A 19,688-nucleotide genomic window follows, 5' to 3' on the forward strand; every position below is an offset into this window, starting at 1 on the left:
TTATGAATATCCTTCTGGCAAATCCACGTGGTTTTTGTGCTGGTGTAGACCGTGCGATTAGCATTGTTGAGCGTGCATTAGAGCTGTTTTCACCACCGATTTATGTACGACACGAAGTGGTACATAACCGTTATGTAGTGCAAAACCTAAAAGATCGTGGTGCTGTATTTGTTGAAGAGCTGGATCAAGTGCCTGACGATAGCATTGTTATCTTTAGTGCTCATGGTGTTTCTCAAGCTGTGCGACGTGAAGCTAAAAGTCGTGGTTTAAAAGTTTTTGATGCGACTTGTCCATTGGTCACTAAAGTTCATCTGCAGGTGACGCGTGCAAGCCGCAAGGGTATTGAGTGCATCTTAATTGGTCATGCTGGACACCCTGAGGTGGAAGGTACTATGGGCCAATATGACAACCCAGAAGGCGGCGTTCACTTAGTTGAGTCGCCTGAAGATGTTGCCAAATTAGTGGTTAAAGATCCTGACAATTTATGTTTTGTTACTCAGACAACATTGTCGATGGATGACACTGCAGATGTTATCGCATCTCTACAAAAGAAGTACCCTTCAATTGAGGGGCCACGTAAAGATGATATCTGTTATGCGACGCAAAATCGTCAAGATGCTGTACGTAATGTGTCAGAGCAAGTAGAGCTGTTTATTGTTGTCGGCTCTAAAAACAGCTCAAACTCTAACAGACTGCGTGAATTAGCGGAAAAGAAAGGTACCCAAGCCTTCTTAGTTGATAATGCTGATGATGTTGATGCAGATTGGTTTAACGGCGTGCGACGAGTGGCTGTAACCGCAGGAGCGTCGGCTCCAGAGGTACTCGTTAAGCAAGTGGTTGATGCTATCGCTAATATGGCGCCAAGTGTAGTGACAGAGGTTGAAGGTCGTTTAGAGGATACAGTGTTTGCTGTTCCTGCTGAGTTGAGATAAATCTGCTGAGCTAGCTTAACCTAGATTATGCAACATAAAATAGAGGCCTTAGGCCTCTTTTTTTTCGCTTTAAATTCAGCTGTTTTCATTCAGAGGGTAAAAATTTACCTTACTAGAATTTGCTAATATTAGACTGTTTTGCTCTTAGCATGTATGCTAAAGGTGGATTATAAGTAGCAGATTTGAAACGACAAAGTAATGTCTTGGTGTCAATTAAGTGGCGCGCTATTGGGGGCGATATGATAGTGAATGAAAAAGGCTTTTCCTTAATTGAGGTATTAGTTGCTTTAGTCATTCTGGTTATCGGACTCGTTGGGGTTTTTAATCTTCACTTAGTGTCTAAACGCGGCAGTTTCGAATCATTTCAACAGACACAAGCCTCTTATTTTGCACAAGACATTATTAATAGGATGAAGCTTAATCGCAGTCAGTTAACGGCTTATAGTGGCACATATAGTGGCACGCTAACTCAACCTGCTACTGCTTGTGATGTAGCTATCGGTGCAAACGTCATATGTACGGTTAATCAAACTCTGTTGTGGGACCTTTATAAGTGGGAGCAACAGATGCTTGGAAGTGCTGAGGTCAATAATCATTCGACAAATGTTGGCGGCCTAGATAAACCCACCGCTTGTATCCTTGCTCAAGCAAGTGGAGATGTAACAGTCGTGATTACTTGGCGGGGGATCCGCAAAGTATCAGATGGTGCAATTAATCATAGTGACGCTTTAGTTCGTGGCTGCGGTACTGCAGGTGACAGACGCCGCGCCTATAGCGTTAATACTGTGATTATTTAAGGTATTAAGAATGGATCTAGGTCGCGTAAGTCAAAAAGGTTTGTCGCTCGTCGAATTAATGGTCGCCATGGTTGTGGGGCTGTTTCTTACCGCTGGAATATTCTCGATGTTTGTTATGTCTGCTACCAATGTAACGACAACGAGCCAGTTTAATCAATTACAAGAGAACGGCAGAATCGCACTATGGCTTATCGAGCGCGATGTTAGTCAGCTAGGGTTTATGGGCGATCTAACAGGTATTGGTTTAGAGGTCGGTACTAACCTTGATATTAATGCCGCAGCCGTTGCCGCTGGTAACGATTGTATTGGTGATGGTGTTAACAACAGTTCTTTTCCTGCTCCAGTCCCTGCTCATTTTCGTCGATTATGGGGTTATGAAAGTGGCGTATCAGCCAACTCCCTTTCTTGTTTAACCAGTGTTCGTTCAGCTACCGATGTATTACAAATTAAAAGATTAGCCGGGCCAGAAGTCGCAACACCTAATGACTCCAATAGATATTACCTTGCGACTAACTCTCAACAGGGAGTTTTATTTAGTGGTGATCAAACCGCGCCGGTTATTACCAATGGTCGTTATTGGGAGTATTTACACCATGTTTATTACATTGAAGATGAAGCCGGTACACCTGTGTTGAAGCGCCGTGTACTTCGCAATGGCGGCATGAAAACCTCCGCCAGTTATGAGCAGTTGGTTGAAGGTGTTGAGAATATGCGTGTCTTATATGGTTTTGATAGTAATGGTGACAACAGCGCAGATAGCTATATGCCAGTGCAAAACGTAACAGATTTAATGTGGGATAACAGTTTAGCTCAGCGAGTGGTTTCACTAAGGATATTTATGTTGATCCGCTCATTAGAAGCTGACAGCAGCTATATTAACAACAATAGCTATACACTTGGTGACAAAACGATTGTAGCACCGGGCGATAATTTTAGGCGCAAAGTTGTATCAACTACTTTGGTACTAGAAAACCCAATTATTAGTGCTAATTAGAGGCTAGTTATGAATAAGCAAAAAGGAATGGTGCTGTTTCTGTCATTAATTGTATTGATTATTATGACGGTAATAGGTGTTGCATTGGCGGTTAATTCTAATCAATCAATGAAGATGGCCGGAGCAGGCTCTGAAAGAATTGAAGCTATGACGGCTGCGCATGGTGCTCAAGATCGTGCTATTTCGCTTAATGAAGGTGCGACTTTAATTAACTTAACCAATACCTTAGTGACTAATGATGCAGCACTTGGTGTAACAAATACATTAGAGCCAGTTGCTAGTGGCTGTCAACGTAAAGAGAAAGCCCACGGCGCGAGTATTGGCTGTAATCGTATTGATATTTCGAGTACGGCAGTTTTTGGGCGAAATGATCTAGGGCAGCTAACGGTTGTCGTTGGCATAGAACAAGAATTTACAACAGGGAGTTAGTCATGCCGTGGATTAAACGACTTCTGTGTGCTTCTGCAGCATGTACAGTAATGCTATCAGGAATGAGTTTTAGCGATGATACAGAGCTTTATGTTTTTGAATCGACGGCTCGCTCCGGTTCTCGTCCACAGGTTTTAATCATTTTTGATAACTCTGGGAGTATGAGTACTAACGAGAGTACAGACTCTTTTTATCCTAGAGGCGATGAAAACTTAGGCGGTTCAACTAAATTATTTTATAGCAAAGGCGCGGGCGTTCCTGATTTAACCAGTCCGAACTTTATACAAAACAAGATTAACGGTTGTAAGCGCTCAAAAACCTACCTAAAAGACTATGGCTTTTTTACTGGGTTTATACGTGAGTATAGTTTTGTGGGTGAAAACGGTACGTGGTCAGAGTTGCCTGACTCTCTTGCCACAACGGTAACCCATACTGATTGCTTTGAAGATTTTGAAGACTCAAGCAGTGTTAATTATAAAAATGCTAAAGATATTCCTGAGGGGCTTCCGGTTGATAGCTTAGGTTCTTCAGCCTCACCTGAACCTTATACATTGGTGTCATCGAGTTCGAGCTCAACAGATAAAGACGCTGCATTAAACAAGGCTTTGTTAACTAACTTCGGCATAGGAAAGTCTGTCACGTTTTATACTGAAAAGTATGTAACTTGGTATCACAGCACTAAGTCACAAAAAAATATTTCTAGGCTCGATATTGCTCAACGAGTTATGGAAGATACCGTGGTTACCACCCCTAGTGTAGATTTCGGTCTAGCAGTATTTAACTACAATAATGGCAGCAGTGATGATGGTGGCCGCATAATTTCAGGAATAAAGCGCCTAAACACGGTTGAGAAAAAGTCATTAATTACAACTATTGGTAATTTAAATGCCGAAACATGGACGCCACTGTGTGAAACCTTGTATGAAGCTTATCGATATTTTGGTGGTGAAGCGCCTTATTTTGCTCTAGAGGCAGGCAGTGCATCTCCCGCAAGAGATACAAGTATAGAAAAAAACGGTAAATATAGTTCTCCATTTTTAGGTAGCCAATGCTCTGATAGGGCGTATGTCGTTTATATTACTGATGGGGCTCCTACTCGTGATAGCGCGGCTAACGGTATTATTGATGATTTAGATGGATATGATGCTAATAACATAGTTGATGGTAGCTATTTACCAGCTCTTGCTAGCATCATGAATAATAAAGACATTAACACATCAGTAGATGGTGAGCAGTTTGTAACCACATTTACTATTGGCTTTAGTGATGGCGCTGCAAGTGCCGAGCCTATCTTAAAGAAAGCCGCAGAGTTGGGCGGCGGCAAATACTTTGCCGCAAGTGATGCCTCGGCGTTACAAGCTGCGCTTTCACAGGTTTTTTCACAGATCTTAGAGACCAACGCGAGTTTTACCTCGCCTTCAATTGCAAGTAATAACTTTGACCGTACACAAACATTCGATTCAGCCTATTACGCCATGTTCTTGCCTAATAAAGGTGCGCGTTGGATGGGCAATATTAAGAAGTTTAAAGTAACGGGCAGTGGCGATATTGTCGATAAAAACGGTGCGTTAGCGATTGACGATGATGGCAACCTGAAGTCTTCAGCTTGTTCATATTGGACTCCAGATGCAGTGTGTGTAGCTACGTCAAATGGTGGTGACGGTAACGATGTACGCACTGGCGGCGCAGCGCATACTATAAGAGCAACCAATCCTAGAACCTTGTACGGTAATTTCGGTACTAACGGTGCTTTGACAAGCTTCAGTAAAGCCAATGCTCAGCAGGTGGCTGGTAGTGAAAGTTTGTTGGCAGACTTTATGGGGGTTGACTCAAGTCAATTAACTGAAATGTTTAGCTGGGCTGCTGGAACTGACACTGACGATGATAATAATGACTCGAGTACAACCGATACTCGCGAGGATATATTTGGTGATCCCCTCCACTCAAAACCATTAGCGATTAACTTTGGTAGCCAAGGCTCTCCTGATATTAGAGTGTTAGTAGGAACCAACCATGGTTTTTTACATATGCTTAAAGACACAGGAGATAGTGTTGCAGAGTCTTGGGCGTTTATGCCTTACGAACTGCTTTCTAACATTGCTGAATTACGCGCTAATATTCCAACCGGTGTACATTCTGTCTATGGTCTAGATTCGTCACCAGTTGCTTATGTTGAACAAAATGCGAGTGGTGGTGTGAATAAAGCTTGGTTATTTGTTGGTATGCGCCGTGGTGGTAAATCTTATTATGCACTGGATATTACTAATCCCGATTCGCCTAGTTTTATGTGGAAAATAGACCCTGATTCAACAGGCATGGGGGAGCTAGGCCAAACGTGGGCGGAACCCGTTGTGACAAAGATCCCCGGCTGGCCGCTAGGCAATACTAATCCAGCGAATGCGAAGCCCGTGATTATATTTGGCGCTGGATACTCGCCATCAACAAAAGACTCTGCAGCGGTTGGGAGTAATGATACACAAGGTCGAGGTGTGTTTATTGTTGATGCTGAAACTGGCGCGCTAGTGCATGCTTTTGGACCCACAAGCAGCGCTAATACAACACTGTTGCCTGGTATTGTTGACAGTGTGCCGAATGCCGTCGCTGTGCTGGACTCTGATGGCGACTCGCTAAGTGATAGAATTTATGCTTCTGATACAGGGGGCAATGTATGGCGTATGGATTTACCTTCAGGTTCGCCATCTGATACGACAAGCCCTTGGACAGCATACAAGTTTGCTGATTTAGGCGGCAATAGCTTGATAAATGATCGACGCTTCTTTGCGGAGCCTGTAGTAGCGCAAACGGTATTCACCAACATCGCTGAGGTCAGTGTTACTGTTGACGGTAATACAACGACTACGACCACCTATCAAAATGTCCCCTATGATGCAGTAACACTCGGTACAGGACATAGACCACACCCGAGTGATCTGAGCCGTTCAGATATGTTTTATGTGCTGCAAGATCGCAATGTGATTAGCCGCTCTTTTGGTGTTGCAGGCTACCCAGCTCCAAGTGCGTTAGTGCTGAGTGATTTATATAACGTGACCAGTGCGCCACCTTCATCTGAGGCTGAGAATATTAGCTTTGGCGGTAAACGGGGCTGGTATTACAGTTTTGCTGATACTGGAGAAAAGAGCTTATCGGCATCATCAATTATTGAAGGGCGGGTTTACTTTACATCTTATGTCCCGGGAGATAATTCCGCCTCTAATCAATGTTTAATATCTGGTGTCGGAAGACTTTATGGTTTTGACTTACATAAAGGTACTCGTTCATATACTCACGAGTATATAGAAATGGGGGAAAGAGTCCCTGATACGCCACAACTTGTTATCCCGCCTAATGGTAATGATGATTCTTATATGTACCTTATAGGTATAGGTAAGGCCGGGGACGATATGATTAAGGTAGATGACCCCAATAATACTGCAGATACTTGTTTGCCGGGCGATGACAAATGCGTTGGCGGTGGGCCTGGAGTTAACCGAATTTATTATTATATCAATGAGTAGTTTATGAATAAAAAAGGCTTTAGTTTGATTGAGCTTATGATTGCCGTTGCTATCATGGGAATATTAGCCAGCGTGGCATATCCCTCATATGTTCAATATGTTGCGAAAGGTGCAAGAGCTGACGGTTTAGCTGGCTTGATGAAAGTTGCGAACCTACAAGAACAATATTATTTAGATAATCGTCAATATGCTACTGATATGACAAAGCTGGGGCTTGCTGCAGACCCGTTTGTAGTTGAAAACGGCTTTTATAGTATTGACTCTACAGGTACAAGCGGTTTCGTTGCTATTGCTACGGCATTAGGCGCCCAAGCAAGTCGAGATAGTGGCTGCACTGCAATACAAATTACAGAGACGGGGGCTAAAACCCCATTGGAGTGTTGGGAATGATGCGATACATACCAGTAATGCTCATGCTTGTAACGACAGCAGCATTTGCCGAAAGCATAGAAAAGCAAGAGTATAAGTGCCATGTGATAACCAGTGTTGGCGAACAAGTGACACTTTATCGCTGGCCTGTGGAAAAAATGAATTATTACATGCAAAGGCTGCCAATGAAAAAAGTACCTAAATCCGGTCCTGGTAGGCGTCCTTTGATAAAAGAGGTTGTTGAGTGTGTTGAAAGTGAAGCACCGTTTAGTACTGCTGTCGCACAAAAGTTAGATGCCAATTTAGCTCGATAGGTTAAGCATGTCTTTAGGTGAGTGAGCTTTATTTGTTGGCCACAGTTAATCTAACTTGTAACGAGAGCTTTGGTTTAGCTTGATAACTTGAATCTGTAATTCTAAATCATTAGCTAATTAACTATTTGAGTTTATCAGATGTTTTAAAGTGACTCTTATTAGGGCGGTTATGCCGAGTCAAAAGTCGAATTAACTACAAGTTACTGTACCCGTAGCAAACTTGCTTTTTCCCGATACGCTAAGTTGTAGCGCCATTGATTCATCGCTTGATTGGCTGCTAGGGCAATAGCTAAATATCCCAGAGTTAAAATTGCCAGAAATAAAACCATCACTGCCAATCGTTATCGTGTTTTGATCATAGTCGATGTAGTCATTGCTATTAAAGGCTGCAACATCAAGTAGCACTTGGTCTGTACCATCTATGGTGTTTAGCGTGCCATTATCAACAAAAACACTAAAACCTCCGATCCAATTACTTCCGCAGGTATTTGAGCTCAAGGGACATATTGTGATGCGAGTACCGTAACTAAGTGCATGGTTGCGGGCTAGCTGTATAGCTTGTTGAATACTACGAATATTACTTTCTGCGCGATAGCCGTCATACATAGAGGTGAGAGAGGGGACACCAACGGTTAATAAAATAGCTGCAACTGCAATAGTCACCATGAGTTCAACTAGAGTAAATCCAGATTGTTTACTTTGCATTATAAAATGTCCCTAGTTGGCTGTATTTACCGATGTCTATAAATAGAAATTTCTGCAGTTAATACTAGCAAAGTCAGGCTGTCGGTTAAACTCTCTCTGTGATACTAATCATATCTTGTCTTACCTTTAGTGCTGACTAGACGAGTGTGCTATGGGCATTGGACCGGTTTATTGGAGAATCGAATACGACCTGATTGATTAATTATTACGGCACGGGAATATTCACTGTCTTGGGTGTCAGGACAATAGCGTAGAGTGCCATTAGTACCTGAAGCTAATCCTTCAGGCTGAAATCGAATAGCAGTTCTATTATAGCCAATATAATCATTAGGGTTAAAAGGCCCTAAGGTATAAATAATTTGGTCAACGCCATCTAATCTATTGGTAACCCCAGAGTCTGTAAATACGGTGATATTGTTTTGCCAGTTGGCAGAACAACTTTGTGCTTCCATAGGGCAAACTGTCACTCTTAATCCATATGCAACAGCATGATTTCTTGCAAGCTGTACCGATTGCTGAATTTTACGAATATTAGAATCAGAACGATTATGTGCATAAAGCGAAGTCAGTGATGGCGTTGAAACAGCAATTAATATCGTGGTAACTGCTAACGTTATCATCAGCTCAACTAGGGTAAAACCTGTTAACTTAACTAGCATAAGCACTCCTCCATGAGTGAAAAAAAGTATTTACATCCTGTAAATACATCGACATTTGCATTTAGAAACTGCTCTGAAAATACTAAGTGTAGCTTTAGTTTAATTAAGAGAGAGGTTTGATTGATAGTTTGCTAGGTAAATTGAATAGCTATTCAATAGTTGTGCAATCAAAGAACACTTTAGACTTCAGAGTTTTGTTACTGCATGGTAAGCTACTGCGCAATCAAATTGCGTCTTTCAGCAGGTTCTTAGGGAGTTTTACATGAAAAAAGTCGAAGCCATTATTAAACCATTTAAGTTAGATGATGTGCGCGAATCACTTGCTGATATTGGTATCACAGGCATGACAGTGTCAGAAGTTAAAGGCTTTGGTCGTCAGAAAGGGCATACTGAGCTTTATCGCGGCGCTGAATATATGGTCGACTTTTTACCTAAGGTAAAGATTGAGCTAGTTATCCAAGATGAGCTGCTAGAACAAGCTTTAGAAGTCATCGTTGATACAGCTCGTACAGGTAAAATTGGTGATGGCAAAATCTTTGTCACTGACGTTGAGCGTGTTATTCGTATCCGTACTGGTGAAGAAAACGAAGAAGCGGTTTAACCGTAATAACCTTTTCGCATTATCTCGCTAAATAGGTAATGCGAAAAAGCTCGGTTTTGTTTGGTCTTGGTATTCTAGGTTTGTGGTTGAGCTGTGGAGTCTCTTATCACAGGTTCAGGCAAGAATACCTTACCTGATTGCGCAGCTTTTTCTTTGCGCTTTGCTATTAATAGTTCGGTAGCAATATGAGCAATTTCTTCATTCGGCTGATGCACAGTCGTTAGCTTAGGCCAAGTTTGACGAGAAAACGGACTATCCTCAAAACCTACTATGGATATTTCAGCCGGAATATCAACGCCTTCAAGTCTGGCGGCAAATAGCGCTCCCGCTGCAATTTCATCGTTACAGGCTACAATTGCACTTGGTCTAATCTTTTGTTTAAGTAGATCTTTAGCACCTTGTACTCCAGACTCAAATGAGTATTTTCCGTCGATAATAAAATCTTCGTTGATAGCCAACTCATTGTCTAATAAAGCCTGTTTAAAGCCCGCTAAGCGTTCTTTTGTTGATTCGTGCTCATGATCACCGCTTAAAAATGCGATGTTTTTATGACCAAGATCTATAAGGTGTTGTGTTATTGAAATGGCGCCTGATCTATCATTTACCAATACGGCTAAACCATTACCAGTTTCAACTTTCTCGCCAGCAATAATTCTGACATAACTTGCATCTATTTTATCTAATGCAGCCAAAATCACTGGGTCTTCAGATAATGGCGGGGTCAGTACTAACCCCGATAAACGGTTATGTTTAACTAATGTCGTCAGCTCTTCGCATATATTGTCAGCTCTTGAGTTGCATGGGTGAATAAGTAATTCATAACCAAGATCTTTACAGGCTGACAAAATACCATTTTGCATATCGATGATGTAGTAGGCATTGGGGTTATCATAAATAAAGCCAATGACATAAGATTTTGTTCCGGCTAAATTCCTAGCCGCAAGATTAGGCTGATAGTTTAATTCTTTAATTGCAGAGTTAACTTTATCTATCGTTACTTGCTTTACAGAGGGTTCATTATTGGTAACTCGAGATACCGTTTTAATCGATACGCCAGCATATTTTGCGACATCATTGATGGTGACTTTCATGTTGTTGGACTCTGTTTAGTTAGTCATTTTTACTGCAATTTGTTGCAACTTAACGTTAACAACTGGCGTTTGTAGTAAGGCTATTTATCGGTATATTTACCAATATAGTGCGAAGTTTTAAGTCATTTAGCAATGAGAATTGCTCAACTTTTTAAGTTTCAACCCGCATTAGAAAAAAAAACCTTCTAGTCGTTACATTTTTTCACACACGTTAACCTACTGTATTTAATTAATAATTAATAATTAACCTGCATACTTCTGTTGCTCGGGCTGGGTGAAATGGATTTGTTGGTTATTTTGTTGTGGCGCGACTGTTAATAATTGTGTAATGTTTGCACTAGACATGACAGCGTTGTCATTCCGGTTCGGGAATGGTTATGGATATAAAAAAAGATAATAAGTTATGGAAGGGAAAACGAGATGCGACCATCAAACTTTAAGAAAAGTGTACTAGCTACAAATATCGCGCTAATGCTTGGAACTGCAGTCTCTATGTCTGCAGTAGCTGCAGAAGCGGACTCTGCACCAGCTGCAGATGAAAATATAGAGAAGATTGAAGTACGCGGTCTACGTGCTTCAATGAAAGCTTCAATCAATTCAAAGCGATTTTCAAACGCTGTTGTTGATGCTGTAAACGCCGAAGATATTGGTAAGTTTCCAGATAACAACGTGGCTGAAGCCCTAGGGCGTGTCCCTGGTGTTACTGTTTCTAAGCAGTTTGGTGAAGGCTCTGCGGTTTCTATTCGTGGTGCTTCAAACGCACTGACAATGACTACTCTTAATGGTCAGAATGTAGCTTCTACAGGTTGGTATTCGCAGCAAGCTATTGACCGTACATTTAACTATTCAATGCTACCACCAGAACTCATTGCTGGTATGGAAGTTTATAAGTCTTCTCAAGCAGATTTGCTTGAAGGTGGTATCGGCGGAACTGTAGTTGTTAATACACGTAAGCCGCTAGATATGGATTCTTTCACTGTATTTGGCTCAGTTAAAGGAACATACTCTACCGCTTCAGAAGAAACAGATCCTAGCCTTTCTGGTCTTGTAAGTTGGAAAAACGAAGACGAAACATTTGGTGCGTTAGTTGCTCTAGCTAAATCTGATTATTCTTTAGTTCGACGTGGTAATGAAGCGCTTCCTGTATGGGGCGGGCGTATTGCACCGACTCACTTTGAGCAAAACCGTGACCGTACCGCTGCCGATGTAACTCTACAATATGCACCAACTGAAGAGCTAGAGTTTGGTCTGCATTACATGAATTTAGATTTAGCGGCAGATAGTGTAAACACTCAGGTTTGGATCCCACAAGATACTGGCAATTGTGAAACCAATGCTCAAGGTGCACCAATTAAGTGTACTACTGATCAAGCGTGGGTTGATGCTAATGGAGCTGGCGGTAATGCTTACTGGGAGACGCGCCCTCGTAAAGCAACTATGAAAACTGAACTAGTATCTTTTGATTTCGCTTATCAAGGCGACAGCTACAAGTTAGAAGCTGAAGTTGGTGCATCAAAAGCAACTGGTGGTACAGGTATTGAAACTAACCTAGCTTATATTTCTGGTGTAGGCGGAGCAGTAGGTACAATTGATGCAACTGGCGATCAAGTTGACTTCGATATGGCGCCTAATGACTACCAGCTACCATCGAAAGGTGAGTACATGAGCTGGGAAGGTTTACAGCCAAACGTTGTGCAGCAGCCACGTGAAGATAAAGAGCAGTATGTACAAGCAGATCTAACATTCGATGTTGATTTTGGTGCTATTAGCTCAATTAAAACTGGTGCTCGTTGGTCTAAACATACCGTTGAACAAGACCAGCTTCGTGCAACTTTAAGTGCTTATGATGGTGCGGCAGATAGCCTTATTTACAATGGTTCTGATTTCCAGGACGGCACCTTAACAGCAGGCATGGATGGTTTTGTCATCCCAAGACCTGATGCTGGTGCAATTTATGCTTATACAAATGAAAATGTTGGTGAATGGGTTCAAGATCGCAGTGGTTACGGTGAGCTAGAAGAAACCAACATTGCTGCTTACTTAATGGCTAACTTTGAAGGTGATGGCTTCCGCGGTAACGTAGGTTTCCGTTACGTAAACACTGACGTTGAAGCTAGTTCTTATGCAACTGGTGATAGTGGTAATGTTGAGCTAATCCCAATCAACGCAGCATTTACAAATAATATCAATACTGAAGAAGGTAGCTACAACGAAGTATTACCAAGCGTCAACATCGCTTTTGATGTTGCTAGCGATGTAATCGTACGTGTTTCTGCTGCACAAGTAATGAGTCGTCCTAACTACAACGATATGTTCAATAACCGAGCTATCAGTGGTTACAACGATAACTCAACAGGTAACGAAGCGGTAACTATTGGTAACCCTAATCTTAGTCCGTTTAAAGCTTTCCAATCTGACTTAGGTTTTGAGTGGTATTACAACGATGCAAGCTTGCTTGCGATGACTTACTTCTTAAAAGAAGTGAATACATTTACTACCTTTACTTCAGTTCCTGATCAGCAAATTGGTCTTGTAGACCCAGGTTCAGGAGTTGATTCATGGGATATCGAAACTTATGTTGATGGCCAAGGTGGCCGTATCGAAGGTATCGAATTCCAGCTACAACATGACATGGGTAATGGTTTTGGTGGTGTCGTAAACTATACTTTTGCTGAAGCGACTGCAGATGCAAGCAACTATGTTGATGGTAATGATGTTTTCTCTGATTCATCTAAGCACACTGCTAACGTAGTAGGTTATTACGAGAATGATTCTTTCACTGCTCGTGCAGCTTACACATGGCGCAGTGAGTACATGATCCGTGAGACTGGATTCTACGGTGCTCGTGAAGTTCAACCATATGGCACACTTGACTTAGGTCTAACATATGATTTCTTAGACCACTTCACTTTGACCGCTGACGTATCTAACCTTCTTGAGGAAGATCAGCTACATGTTGGTCGTGATCAAGGCGCAGTACCTGTAAACCTTCGTACATCAGATGGTTACCCAGCGTATTCATACCAGGGTGAAGCTCGTTACTCAGTAGGTCTTCAATTCCGCTACTAATTATCATCTGATATAGATGGTATGATGAAGCCCGGTTTATCCGGGCTTTTTATTGCTTGCAATTTAAATTGATTTCTAAGGTTGATTATGAAAATTAATAAAATAGCGATTGTTGGTGGTGGCACTGCAGGCTGGTTAGTAGCTAATCATTTAGGAAAAGCATTAAAAGGGGACAAATCTGCATCGATAACACTTATTGAGTCTTTAGATATTCCGACAATAGGGGTTGGCGAAGGAACTGTTCCAATGATGAGGGACACATTGCAGCACTTTGGGATCTCTGAAGCTGAGTTTATCTCTAGATGTGATGCAACATTCAAGCAATCAATTAAATTTGAAAATTGGCTAGACAAAGATAGGCACGGTGATAACAATTTCTATCATCATTTGTTTGATTACCCTTTTCCAATGGGAGAGGACTTAACAAATTATTGGTTAAATAAAGTTGCTACATCTCCATATAGTCAAACGGTAAGCTTCCAAGAAGCTGTGTGCGAAAACAACCTTGCTCCCAAGCATATAACAGACCCTGAATATGCAGGCCAAACCACCTATGCTTATCATCTCGATGCTAAAAAGTTCGCTAAATTACTCGCTGAAAACGCAACTCAAAATTTTGATGTTTCCCATGTTATCTGCAACGTAACTGATGTTCAGTTAAATAAAGCTGGAGGAATAAGATCATTAATTACGGACAACTTTGGTGAGTTAGAATTTGACTTTTATATAGACTGTAGTGGCTTTAGTTCATATTTATTGGGTAATAAGTTGGGGGTGAAGTTCATTGACCAATCTAGTAAATTACTCATAGATAGGGCTATTACGGTTCAAGTTCCCACTAATGGTCAAGAAAGTTTAAAACCTTATACAAGAGCTGTGGCCCATAAGGCAGGTTGGATTTGGGATATTCCATTGCCTCATCGCAGAGGTGTAGGTTTTGTTTATGCCTCTAGTTATATGTCGTATGAAGAAGCACTGCAGAAGTTAAGTCACTATGTAGGGCCAGATATTGAATCATTAACGACACGCGAAATCCCAATGCAAGTTGGTTATAGAGAAAGATTTTGGCAAGACAACTGTGTTGCTATTGGCTTATCTCAAGGTTTTGTAGAGCCGTTAGAGGCAACTGCAATACTTGTGACAGACTTTTGTGCCCAGCACCTTGCAGAGCGCTTCCCAAGAGACAGAGAGGTTCTTGCTGATCTCGCTAAACGATTCAATGACAATGTAAGTTATGCTTGGAGCAAAGTAATTGATTTTGTTCAGCTACACTATTATCTATCAGACAGAGTCGATTCTGCATTCTGGCAAGATGTTAAAAATGAACAAATGCTTTCAGAAGACTTAAGAAATAAGCTATTACGCTGGAAGTATTTTTCTCCCAAATCAACGGATTTCACTTCTAAGTATGAAGTGTTTGATATTGAAAATTATCTCTATGTTTTGTACGGAATGAAATTTTTAACTAGGCCTCAACAGCTTAACTCAGTTGAGGAAGATAGAATGGCAGAGATAGAGGCTAAGGTTAAACAGCATGCTGAGTATTTATCTGCAGAGCTGACCGAGCAACGTGAGCTCATAGACAAAATAAAGCAATATGGCTTAACTGCAATTTAATTAGGTAAAGTAAAGGGCCATCAATTGATGGCCCTTTTGCTTAGCGGTATTTTTGTATCAATTGTCTATTTGAATCCAACTTTACCTTGGCATTCTCACCTAAAGCTTGAATCGAGTTAAAAGCTGCATCGACAATATTGTCAGGAATAGGACTTTTTTCTATATATTCAGGAATATATTTCATTCCATAAATAATATATTGCCAGCTTGCGATATTGAATAAATCATATTTATTCGGAAAGTCGCCATCACTTGCGCCATATAATTTCCAAGCTTTAAGTTTTTCAATCAAAGACTGAGGAATCGTTTTTTCATCAGTGTGTTCTTGCCAAAACTTGGTATCTTTTCTTTGACTTAAGCAGTAATGCAATTTCACAAAATCGATGATGTTGTCCCAACGAGAGATGAAGATTTCATTGTACTGTTTTTGCCTTTCATCCATTGCCGCACGGGTTGATGGGAATCGAGCTGCGAGTGACTTTGCACCAGCTTCGACCATCGCAATTGCGGTTGCTTCTAAAGGTTCAACAAAACCGCTAGAAAAGCCGATTGCACAACAGTTTTTAGTCCAGGATTGGGCTCGGTACCCGACATTAAACTTTATATGTCTTAGTTCTAGTGTTTCAGAATCAGCGATACCATGGTACTGCTTGAGTATAGCTTCTGCGCGATCTTTAGTTGAGTGCTTTGAGGAATATACATAGCCGGTTCCACGTCGGGTCTGTAAGGCTATATCCCAAATCCAGCCAGATTCTTGTGCTGTCGATACTGTATGAGTTGTAATATCAGACTCCTCTGTAGCGTGTGGGACTTGCAAAACCACTGCAGAGTCAACAGTAAGATAATCCGCTTTAGATACAAATGGCACGTTAAGGCTTTGGCCAAGTAACAGGGATGAGAAGCCGGTGCAATCCACAAAAAAGTCCGCAGCATAGCTTGTACCACTTTTAGAGACTACTGACTCTATATAGCCCTCATCATCTAACTTTACTTGCTCTATATCGGCATACAAGTGCTGAACGCCCAATTTTTCCATAGCATGCTTTTTCAAAAGTTTACCTAGTTCAGCAGCGTCAAGGTGGTAGGCGTACTTAGCCATCCAAGCATACTCTGGCGTGTCAGCTGATTTTGGAGCTAAGTTTTCGTCACAAAGTTTTGCTTGTACTGAAACACTGTGGGCAAAGTCTAATTGGTTTTGTCCTTTTTGTTCTTTTGCAACCCAGTACGATGAAAGGTCTATTCCTTTAGGCATCGCAGGCGGGTCGAAAGGATGGTAGTAGCTATGCTCTTGTTCAGAGGGATTATATAGCCAGTTTTTAAACATAGCGCCCTGTTTAAAACTAGCTTGGCAGTGGTTGAGGAACTCCTTTTCGGAAATTCCAATATCATTAAGGGTACTCAGAATTGTTGGGAAAGTACCTTCTCCGACGCCAATAGTAGGTATATTTTCAGATTCTATGAGGGTGACGACAATATCTCTTCCTGTCCGCTTAAAACTACTGGCTAAAACTGCTGCTGACAACCAGCCAGAAGTACCACCACCGATAATATGAACTGTTTTTACTTGTTCCATAAATTCGCTTACTCCACTTTTTACCTGTACAGGAAGATGAAAGCTACGACGCTAAATAAAAAAATGACGCGACAGTCAACCTACCATCATCAAGATCGTTAACTTGATTTATCGGGTTACTTAGATCGGCACTATGTAATAAGTTGCCTTTATAAATTGCAATACGATTAAATTTGACTGGGATCTGTGCGACGCGCTCAAATAATGGCGTATCGCCATCAATATAGCTCTGATGGCTATTAGGCTGTGCCGCTACCTGCTCAATCATTTGTTTAACTTGTTGTTCTTTTGTCAGAGCAACGAGATCTAATGGTTTGAAATTATATAGACTAGTTCCTCCATGTTCTTCTGAACAAAAGTAATGCACAACAGCATATTCATCGTTATTTAAGCAGTCGATATGCGGCATTTTTTGATATAGATTAAGCTCATCTGGTGCTAGCGTGGTTAAAGAAAGTTCACTGCGAAAAACATCTAGCGTAGTTACATCGCCTTTCAAAGTGCCATTGATGATTAACCTTTCAATCAAAGAGCTTAGGAACCTTAAATATGGCTGTGGCATCTTGTCTCGAATGCCCGGATAGAATGTGTTATCAGCCCCTACATTATTAAAATAGGCTGTTTCTTTGGCATATAGCGGGACATCCGCTGGTGAGGAGAGCGCATTGTCAACAATCGTGACTTGGCATGAATTACATTCAGGCGACAATACGGAAACTAAAAAGTTTTCGTTTAACTTAAACATGAAAGCCTCCTAACATCACAACCAGTATTTTTTATTTAAAAAGGTGCTTGGAATTGACATATAAGCACCTTTTTGACCGATAGAATTAGCTCGCAGTTAACTCTAATGAACGTTGTTTCGTGATGAGCCTTGCAATTTGATGTAATGAGGTTAAATGGGCGTAGATTAGAGGAAGCAGTCCCTTATTTTTAATAGCGATAAAGTCTTCGTCTTTAAGCTCGTTGAGTGCTTTTTCATCGACGATATAAATACCATTAATATTTACATCTTCGCTGTTCTTGCTGAGCTTAACTGTTAATTGTTTTGGGGTTAGAAGCTTTAGTTCAGCTAGGTATTTTGTGATAGCTGAAGTTTGCTGAGTAAAACCTGCTAGATCTAATAATGCATTTGAACGTTGTTTTAGGTACTCGCTTTGCTCACCTGCATCATCAAATAGTCGATTGCCTTTAGTTGTATTGAGCAGTTCACTATCTTCATCAACAAATACCATTAACTCTTCACTTTCTTCAGATGTTTTCATAAGCGACAATGGTGCTTTACTAAAAGCTAGTGGTGTTACTGAGCTGGTCCAAGTTTCAGTTTGGCAATAAAGATTTTCGTCTGTTTTTATTCCCATCATTGCAATAGGTGTAAATTGGCCACTTTCGGAGTTTTTTACGAAAACGATAGGGAACTCATTAGCAAGAGTTGCAAACTCTTGTGCAACTACCGGTATAAGGCTCTGATTTTTAAAACGGCTATAATCTTTAGATTCTTTTACTAAGCTGTTTAAGTGCGCAGTTGAGTTCAGTGGAACGATATTTGCCATGTTGATTTACCTCTAATTATTATTTGTTTATTGAGTTTGACCTAAGTTTGAGCTTCTTTATCCCAGCTAAAAAATTACTTATCACTCCATTGCTAATATCGCAACACCAGACAGAATGATCCAAGCTGCGAAAAATAACTTTAATGTTTTTATTGGTAAAAATAGTGCAAGCTTTTTAGCCATAAGCGCTCCTATTACCGCCCCTGGTGCAGCTACGGCTACAACGCTAAAATAGGTATCGCTGTTGGTGCTAAAGTGCAGCCCAGCAGTGCTCCATACTGTTGCGGCTGTTACTATTACGCCCGTTGCTACTGCTAACGTTGCTTCAACTCTTTTTAAAAGTAAATAGATAACAATGAGCTCCCCCACGCCAACGGACAACCAAGCGGTGATCATGCCGCCAAAATAAGTGATTGCCCCAAGAATTACCAAGTCAGCTTTTTTGATGCTAAAAGTTGGTTGTGAGCTATTACGCCTATTTGACTGGTTGAAGTGGTTAAAAAGAAGGGCGCAGCCAAGAGCTATAGAAAATAGGCTAAAAGATTGTTCTAGATTGTTGATAGAAGAAATGTTTAGTGCTTCTACCGTCCATAATCCAGCGATAGAAAGCGGTGTTAGTATTGCTAATAGAAGTGGGAGCTGTTGCCACTTCTGCTTTTGAGTTTGCATGTAATAGTGCAGCCAACTAATTGCACCAGTGGTCATGCCAAAACATTGTATTGCAAAAGATGTAGCCAAGCTTTGTTCGTTGCTAAAGCCTAAGCTATTAAATGCAGGGATAAATATTACACCGCCACCGGCCCCGGTAGAGTTAGCAAAAATGGCACCTAATATGCCCAAGCCGCAGTAGTGTAGGTATTGAGTTACTAACTCTATACCATCGGTTTTGCTATAAACAAATACAAACCAAAATGCTATCAACATCATAGCAATGGATATATAAGTAATTGAATGCTCTTGCCGTTCTAGCCGCACTTGAATGTTAACCTCTAGCGTTATTTGAACCTTGCTATTTTGCTAAATGACTTTGTTGAATTGACTTGATGTTATCAATTGTTGACAGCGTTGTCATGATATTGTTTCGAACGCCAGCTTTATGCTTTATAACCTTAGTTCAGCAGCGATTAAGTTCGCCCAGTTAAATAAAGAAATAAAAGTGTCAAAAAAATGTAGATATATTGTTCAAGTTTGTGTATGTTCATAAATGACAGCGTTGTCATCTGCTTGTGTGACAGGTTGTTTGTAAGGTCTACATAAAGAGGATGAGGTCTCCTACTTTATGTTTTTAAACAAACGAATATGTTTGTTACTCCTATATAGTCTCTCCCCAGAAACTATTGTGGGCCGAGTGTTTAATAGCACTCGGCCATTTTTTTCAAAAGACCATAATAATTATAAGCTTAAAGATATTTTTACCTGCTATAGCATCTGAGCGTTAACGTCTATTTTCAGGTTTTAAGTGGAGTACTA

General features: G+C 40.9%; 17 protein-coding genes. 10 read left to right on the forward strand and 7 right to left on the reverse strand.

Going from position 1 to position 19,688, the window contains the following annotated elements; all coding sequences use genetic code 11:
- The first annotated feature begins 2 nt into the window (after window positions 1–2).
- The 7 genes from ispH to L2740_RS10290 all read left to right on the forward strand — a co-directional run bounded on the left by ispH (window position 3) and on the right by L2740_RS10290 (window position 7,350).
- Window positions 3–932: a 4-hydroxy-3-methylbut-2-enyl diphosphate reductase gene (gene ispH, locus L2740_RS10260; protein ID WP_248950061.1), complete on the forward strand. Its 930-nt coding sequence runs from the start codon at window positions 3–5 to the stop codon at window positions 930–932.
- 239 nt (window positions 933–1,171) lie between these two features.
- On the forward strand, window positions 1,172–1,729 hold the full coding sequence (pilV, locus tag L2740_RS10265) for a type IV pilus modification protein PilV (protein WP_248950062.1): 558 nt from the start codon (window positions 1,172–1,174) through the stop codon (window positions 1,727–1,729).
- 10 nt (window positions 1,730–1,739) lie between these two features.
- Entirely contained in the window at window positions 1,740–2,723 is a 984-nt protein-coding gene (locus L2740_RS10270) for a PilW family protein (RefSeq protein WP_248950063.1), read from the forward strand.
- A 9-nt stretch (window positions 2,724–2,732) separates the two neighbouring features.
- A complete protein-coding gene (locus tag L2740_RS10275; RefSeq protein WP_248950064.1) occupies window positions 2,733–3,152 on the forward strand; it encodes a pilus assembly PilX family protein in 420 nt (139 codons plus the stop codon).
- Between the two features lie 2 nt (window positions 3,153–3,154).
- Window positions 3,155–6,667, forward strand: a complete 3,513-nt coding sequence (locus L2740_RS10280) for a pilus assembly protein (RefSeq protein ID WP_248950066.1) — start codon at window positions 3,155–3,157, stop codon at window positions 6,665–6,667.
- Window positions 6,668–6,670: 3 nt separating this feature from the next.
- Window positions 6,671–7,057 (forward strand): type IV pilin protein, encoded by a 387-nt coding sequence (locus L2740_RS10285; RefSeq protein WP_248950068.1) that lies wholly within the window; start codon window positions 6,671–6,673, stop codon window positions 7,055–7,057.
- Window positions 7,054–7,350: a TapY2 family type IVa secretion system protein gene (locus L2740_RS10290; protein ID WP_248950070.1), complete on the forward strand. Its 297-nt coding sequence runs from the start codon at window positions 7,054–7,056 to the stop codon at window positions 7,348–7,350. Before L2740_RS10285 ends, L2740_RS10290 begins: the two co-directional genes overlap by 4 nt.
- A gap of 189 nt (window positions 7,351–7,539) precedes the next feature.
- Here the strand turns inward: L2740_RS10290 and L2740_RS10295 are convergent, their stop codons facing one another.
- Window positions 7,540–8,055 carry a GspH/FimT family pseudopilin gene (locus tag L2740_RS10295; protein ID WP_248950072.1) on the reverse strand — a complete coding sequence of 172 codons (516 nt, stop codon included), beginning with the start codon at window positions 8,053–8,055 and terminating at the stop codon, window positions 7,540–7,542.
- A gap of 149 nt (window positions 8,056–8,204) precedes the next feature.
- Window positions 8,205–8,714 (reverse strand): GspH/FimT family pseudopilin, encoded by a 510-nt coding sequence (locus L2740_RS10300; protein ID WP_248950075.1) that lies wholly within the window; start codon window positions 8,712–8,714, stop codon window positions 8,205–8,207.
- Window positions 8,715–8,976: 262 nt separating this feature from the next.
- Here L2740_RS10300 and L2740_RS10305 point away from each other — a divergent pair, with 262 nt between their 5' ends.
- Window positions 8,977–9,315, forward strand: a complete 339-nt coding sequence (locus tag L2740_RS10305; RefSeq protein ID WP_248468854.1) for a P-II family nitrogen regulator — start codon at window positions 8,977–8,979, stop codon at window positions 9,313–9,315.
- A 74-nt stretch (window positions 9,316–9,389) separates the two neighbouring features.
- Here L2740_RS10305 and L2740_RS10310 read toward each other — a convergent pair whose 3' ends face one another.
- Window positions 9,390–10,406, reverse strand: coding sequence for a LacI family DNA-binding transcriptional regulator (locus tag L2740_RS10310; protein ID WP_248950076.1), 1,017 nt, complete (start codon window positions 10,404–10,406; stop codon window positions 9,390–9,392).
- 420 nt (window positions 10,407–10,826) lie between these two features.
- On the opposite strand from L2740_RS10310, the gene L2740_RS10315 reads away from it, so the two are divergent.
- On the forward strand, window positions 10,827–13,475 hold the full coding sequence (locus L2740_RS10315) for a TonB-dependent receptor (RefSeq protein WP_248950078.1): 2,649 nt from the start codon (window positions 10,827–10,829) through the stop codon (window positions 13,473–13,475).
- A gap of 87 nt (window positions 13,476–13,562) precedes the next feature.
- On the forward strand, window positions 13,563–15,092 hold the full coding sequence (locus L2740_RS10320) for a tryptophan halogenase family protein (RefSeq protein WP_248950079.1): 1,530 nt from the start codon (window positions 13,563–13,565) through the stop codon (window positions 15,090–15,092).
- A gap of 40 nt (window positions 15,093–15,132) precedes the next feature.
- On the opposite strand, the gene L2740_RS10325 is transcribed toward L2740_RS10320, so the two are convergent.
- The 4 genes from L2740_RS10325 to L2740_RS10340 all read right to left on the reverse strand — a co-directional run bounded on the left by L2740_RS10325 (window position 15,133) and on the right by L2740_RS10340 (window position 19,193).
- Complete coding sequence (locus L2740_RS10325; protein WP_248950080.1) at window positions 15,133–16,665, reverse strand: tryptophan halogenase family protein; 1,533 nt, start codon at window positions 16,663–16,665, stop codon at window positions 15,133–15,135.
- Window positions 16,666–16,708: 43 nt separating this feature from the next.
- Complete coding sequence (locus L2740_RS10330; RefSeq protein WP_248950082.1) at window positions 16,709–17,410, reverse strand: DUF6445 family protein; 702 nt, start codon at window positions 17,408–17,410, stop codon at window positions 16,709–16,711.
- Window positions 17,411–17,495: 85 nt separating this feature from the next.
- Entirely contained in the window at window positions 17,496–18,218 is a 723-nt protein-coding gene (locus L2740_RS10335) for a SapC family protein (RefSeq protein ID WP_248950085.1), read from the reverse strand.
- An 81-nt stretch (window positions 18,219–18,299) separates the two neighbouring features.
- Window positions 18,300–19,193 carry a sulfite exporter TauE/SafE family protein gene (locus L2740_RS10340; RefSeq protein WP_248950086.1) on the reverse strand — a complete coding sequence of 298 codons (894 nt, stop codon included), beginning with the start codon at window positions 19,191–19,193 and terminating at the stop codon, window positions 18,300–18,302.
- Between the last annotated feature and the right edge of the window lie 495 nt (window positions 19,194–19,688).

Origin of the sequence: Shewanella pneumatophori (assembly GCF_023283895.1) — a bacterium.
GTDB lineage: Bacteria > Pseudomonadota > Gammaproteobacteria > Enterobacterales > Shewanellaceae > Shewanella > Shewanella pneumatophori.

Coding starts and splice junctions, on each gene's coding strand:
- L2740_RS10295 (WP_248950072.1), bottom strand. CDS start 8,055: ATGCAAAGTAAACAATCTGGATTTACTCTAGTTGAACTCATGGTGACT.
- L2740_RS10280 (WP_248950066.1), top strand. CDS start 3,155: ATGCCGTGGATTAAACGACTTCTGTGTGCTTCTGCAGCATGTACAGTA.
- L2740_RS10305 (WP_248468854.1), top strand. CDS start 8,977: ATGAAAAAAGTCGAAGCCATTATTAAACCATTTAAGTTAGATGATGTG.
- L2740_RS10310 (WP_248950076.1), bottom strand. CDS start 10,406: ATGAAAGTCACCATCAATGATGTCGCAAAATATGCTGGCGTATCGATT.
- L2740_RS10330 (WP_248950082.1), bottom strand. CDS start 17,410: ATGTTTAAGTTAAACGAAAACTTTTTAGTTTCCGTATTGTCGCCTGAA.
- L2740_RS10315 (WP_248950078.1), top strand. CDS start 10,827: ATGCGACCATCAAACTTTAAGAAAAGTGTACTAGCTACAAATATCGCG.
- L2740_RS10325 (WP_248950080.1), bottom strand. CDS start 16,665: ATGGAACAAGTAAAAACAGTTCATATTATCGGTGGTGGTACTTCTGGC.
- L2740_RS10285 (WP_248950068.1), top strand. CDS start 6,671: ATGAATAAAAAAGGCTTTAGTTTGATTGAGCTTATGATTGCCGTTGCT.
- L2740_RS10275 (WP_248950064.1), top strand. CDS start 2,733: ATGAATAAGCAAAAAGGAATGGTGCTGTTTCTGTCATTAATTGTATTG.
- pilV (WP_248950062.1), top strand. CDS start 1,172: ATGATAGTGAATGAAAAAGGCTTTTCCTTAATTGAGGTATTAGTTGCT.
- L2740_RS10270 (WP_248950063.1), top strand. CDS start 1,740: ATGGATCTAGGTCGCGTAAGTCAAAAAGGTTTGTCGCTCGTCGAATTA.
- L2740_RS10320 (WP_248950079.1), top strand. CDS start 13,563: ATGAAAATTAATAAAATAGCGATTGTTGGTGGTGGCACTGCAGGCTGG.
- L2740_RS10300 (WP_248950075.1), bottom strand. CDS start 8,714: ATGCTAGTTAAGTTAACAGGTTTTACCCTAGTTGAGCTGATGATAACG.
- ispH (WP_248950061.1), top strand. CDS start 3: ATGAATATCCTTCTGGCAAATCCACGTGGTTTTTGTGCTGGTGTAGAC.
- L2740_RS10290 (WP_248950070.1), top strand. CDS start 7,054: ATGATGCGATACATACCAGTAATGCTCATGCTTGTAACGACAGCAGCA.
- L2740_RS10335 (WP_248950085.1), bottom strand. CDS start 18,218: ATGGCAAATATCGTTCCACTGAACTCAACTGCGCACTTAAACAGCTTA.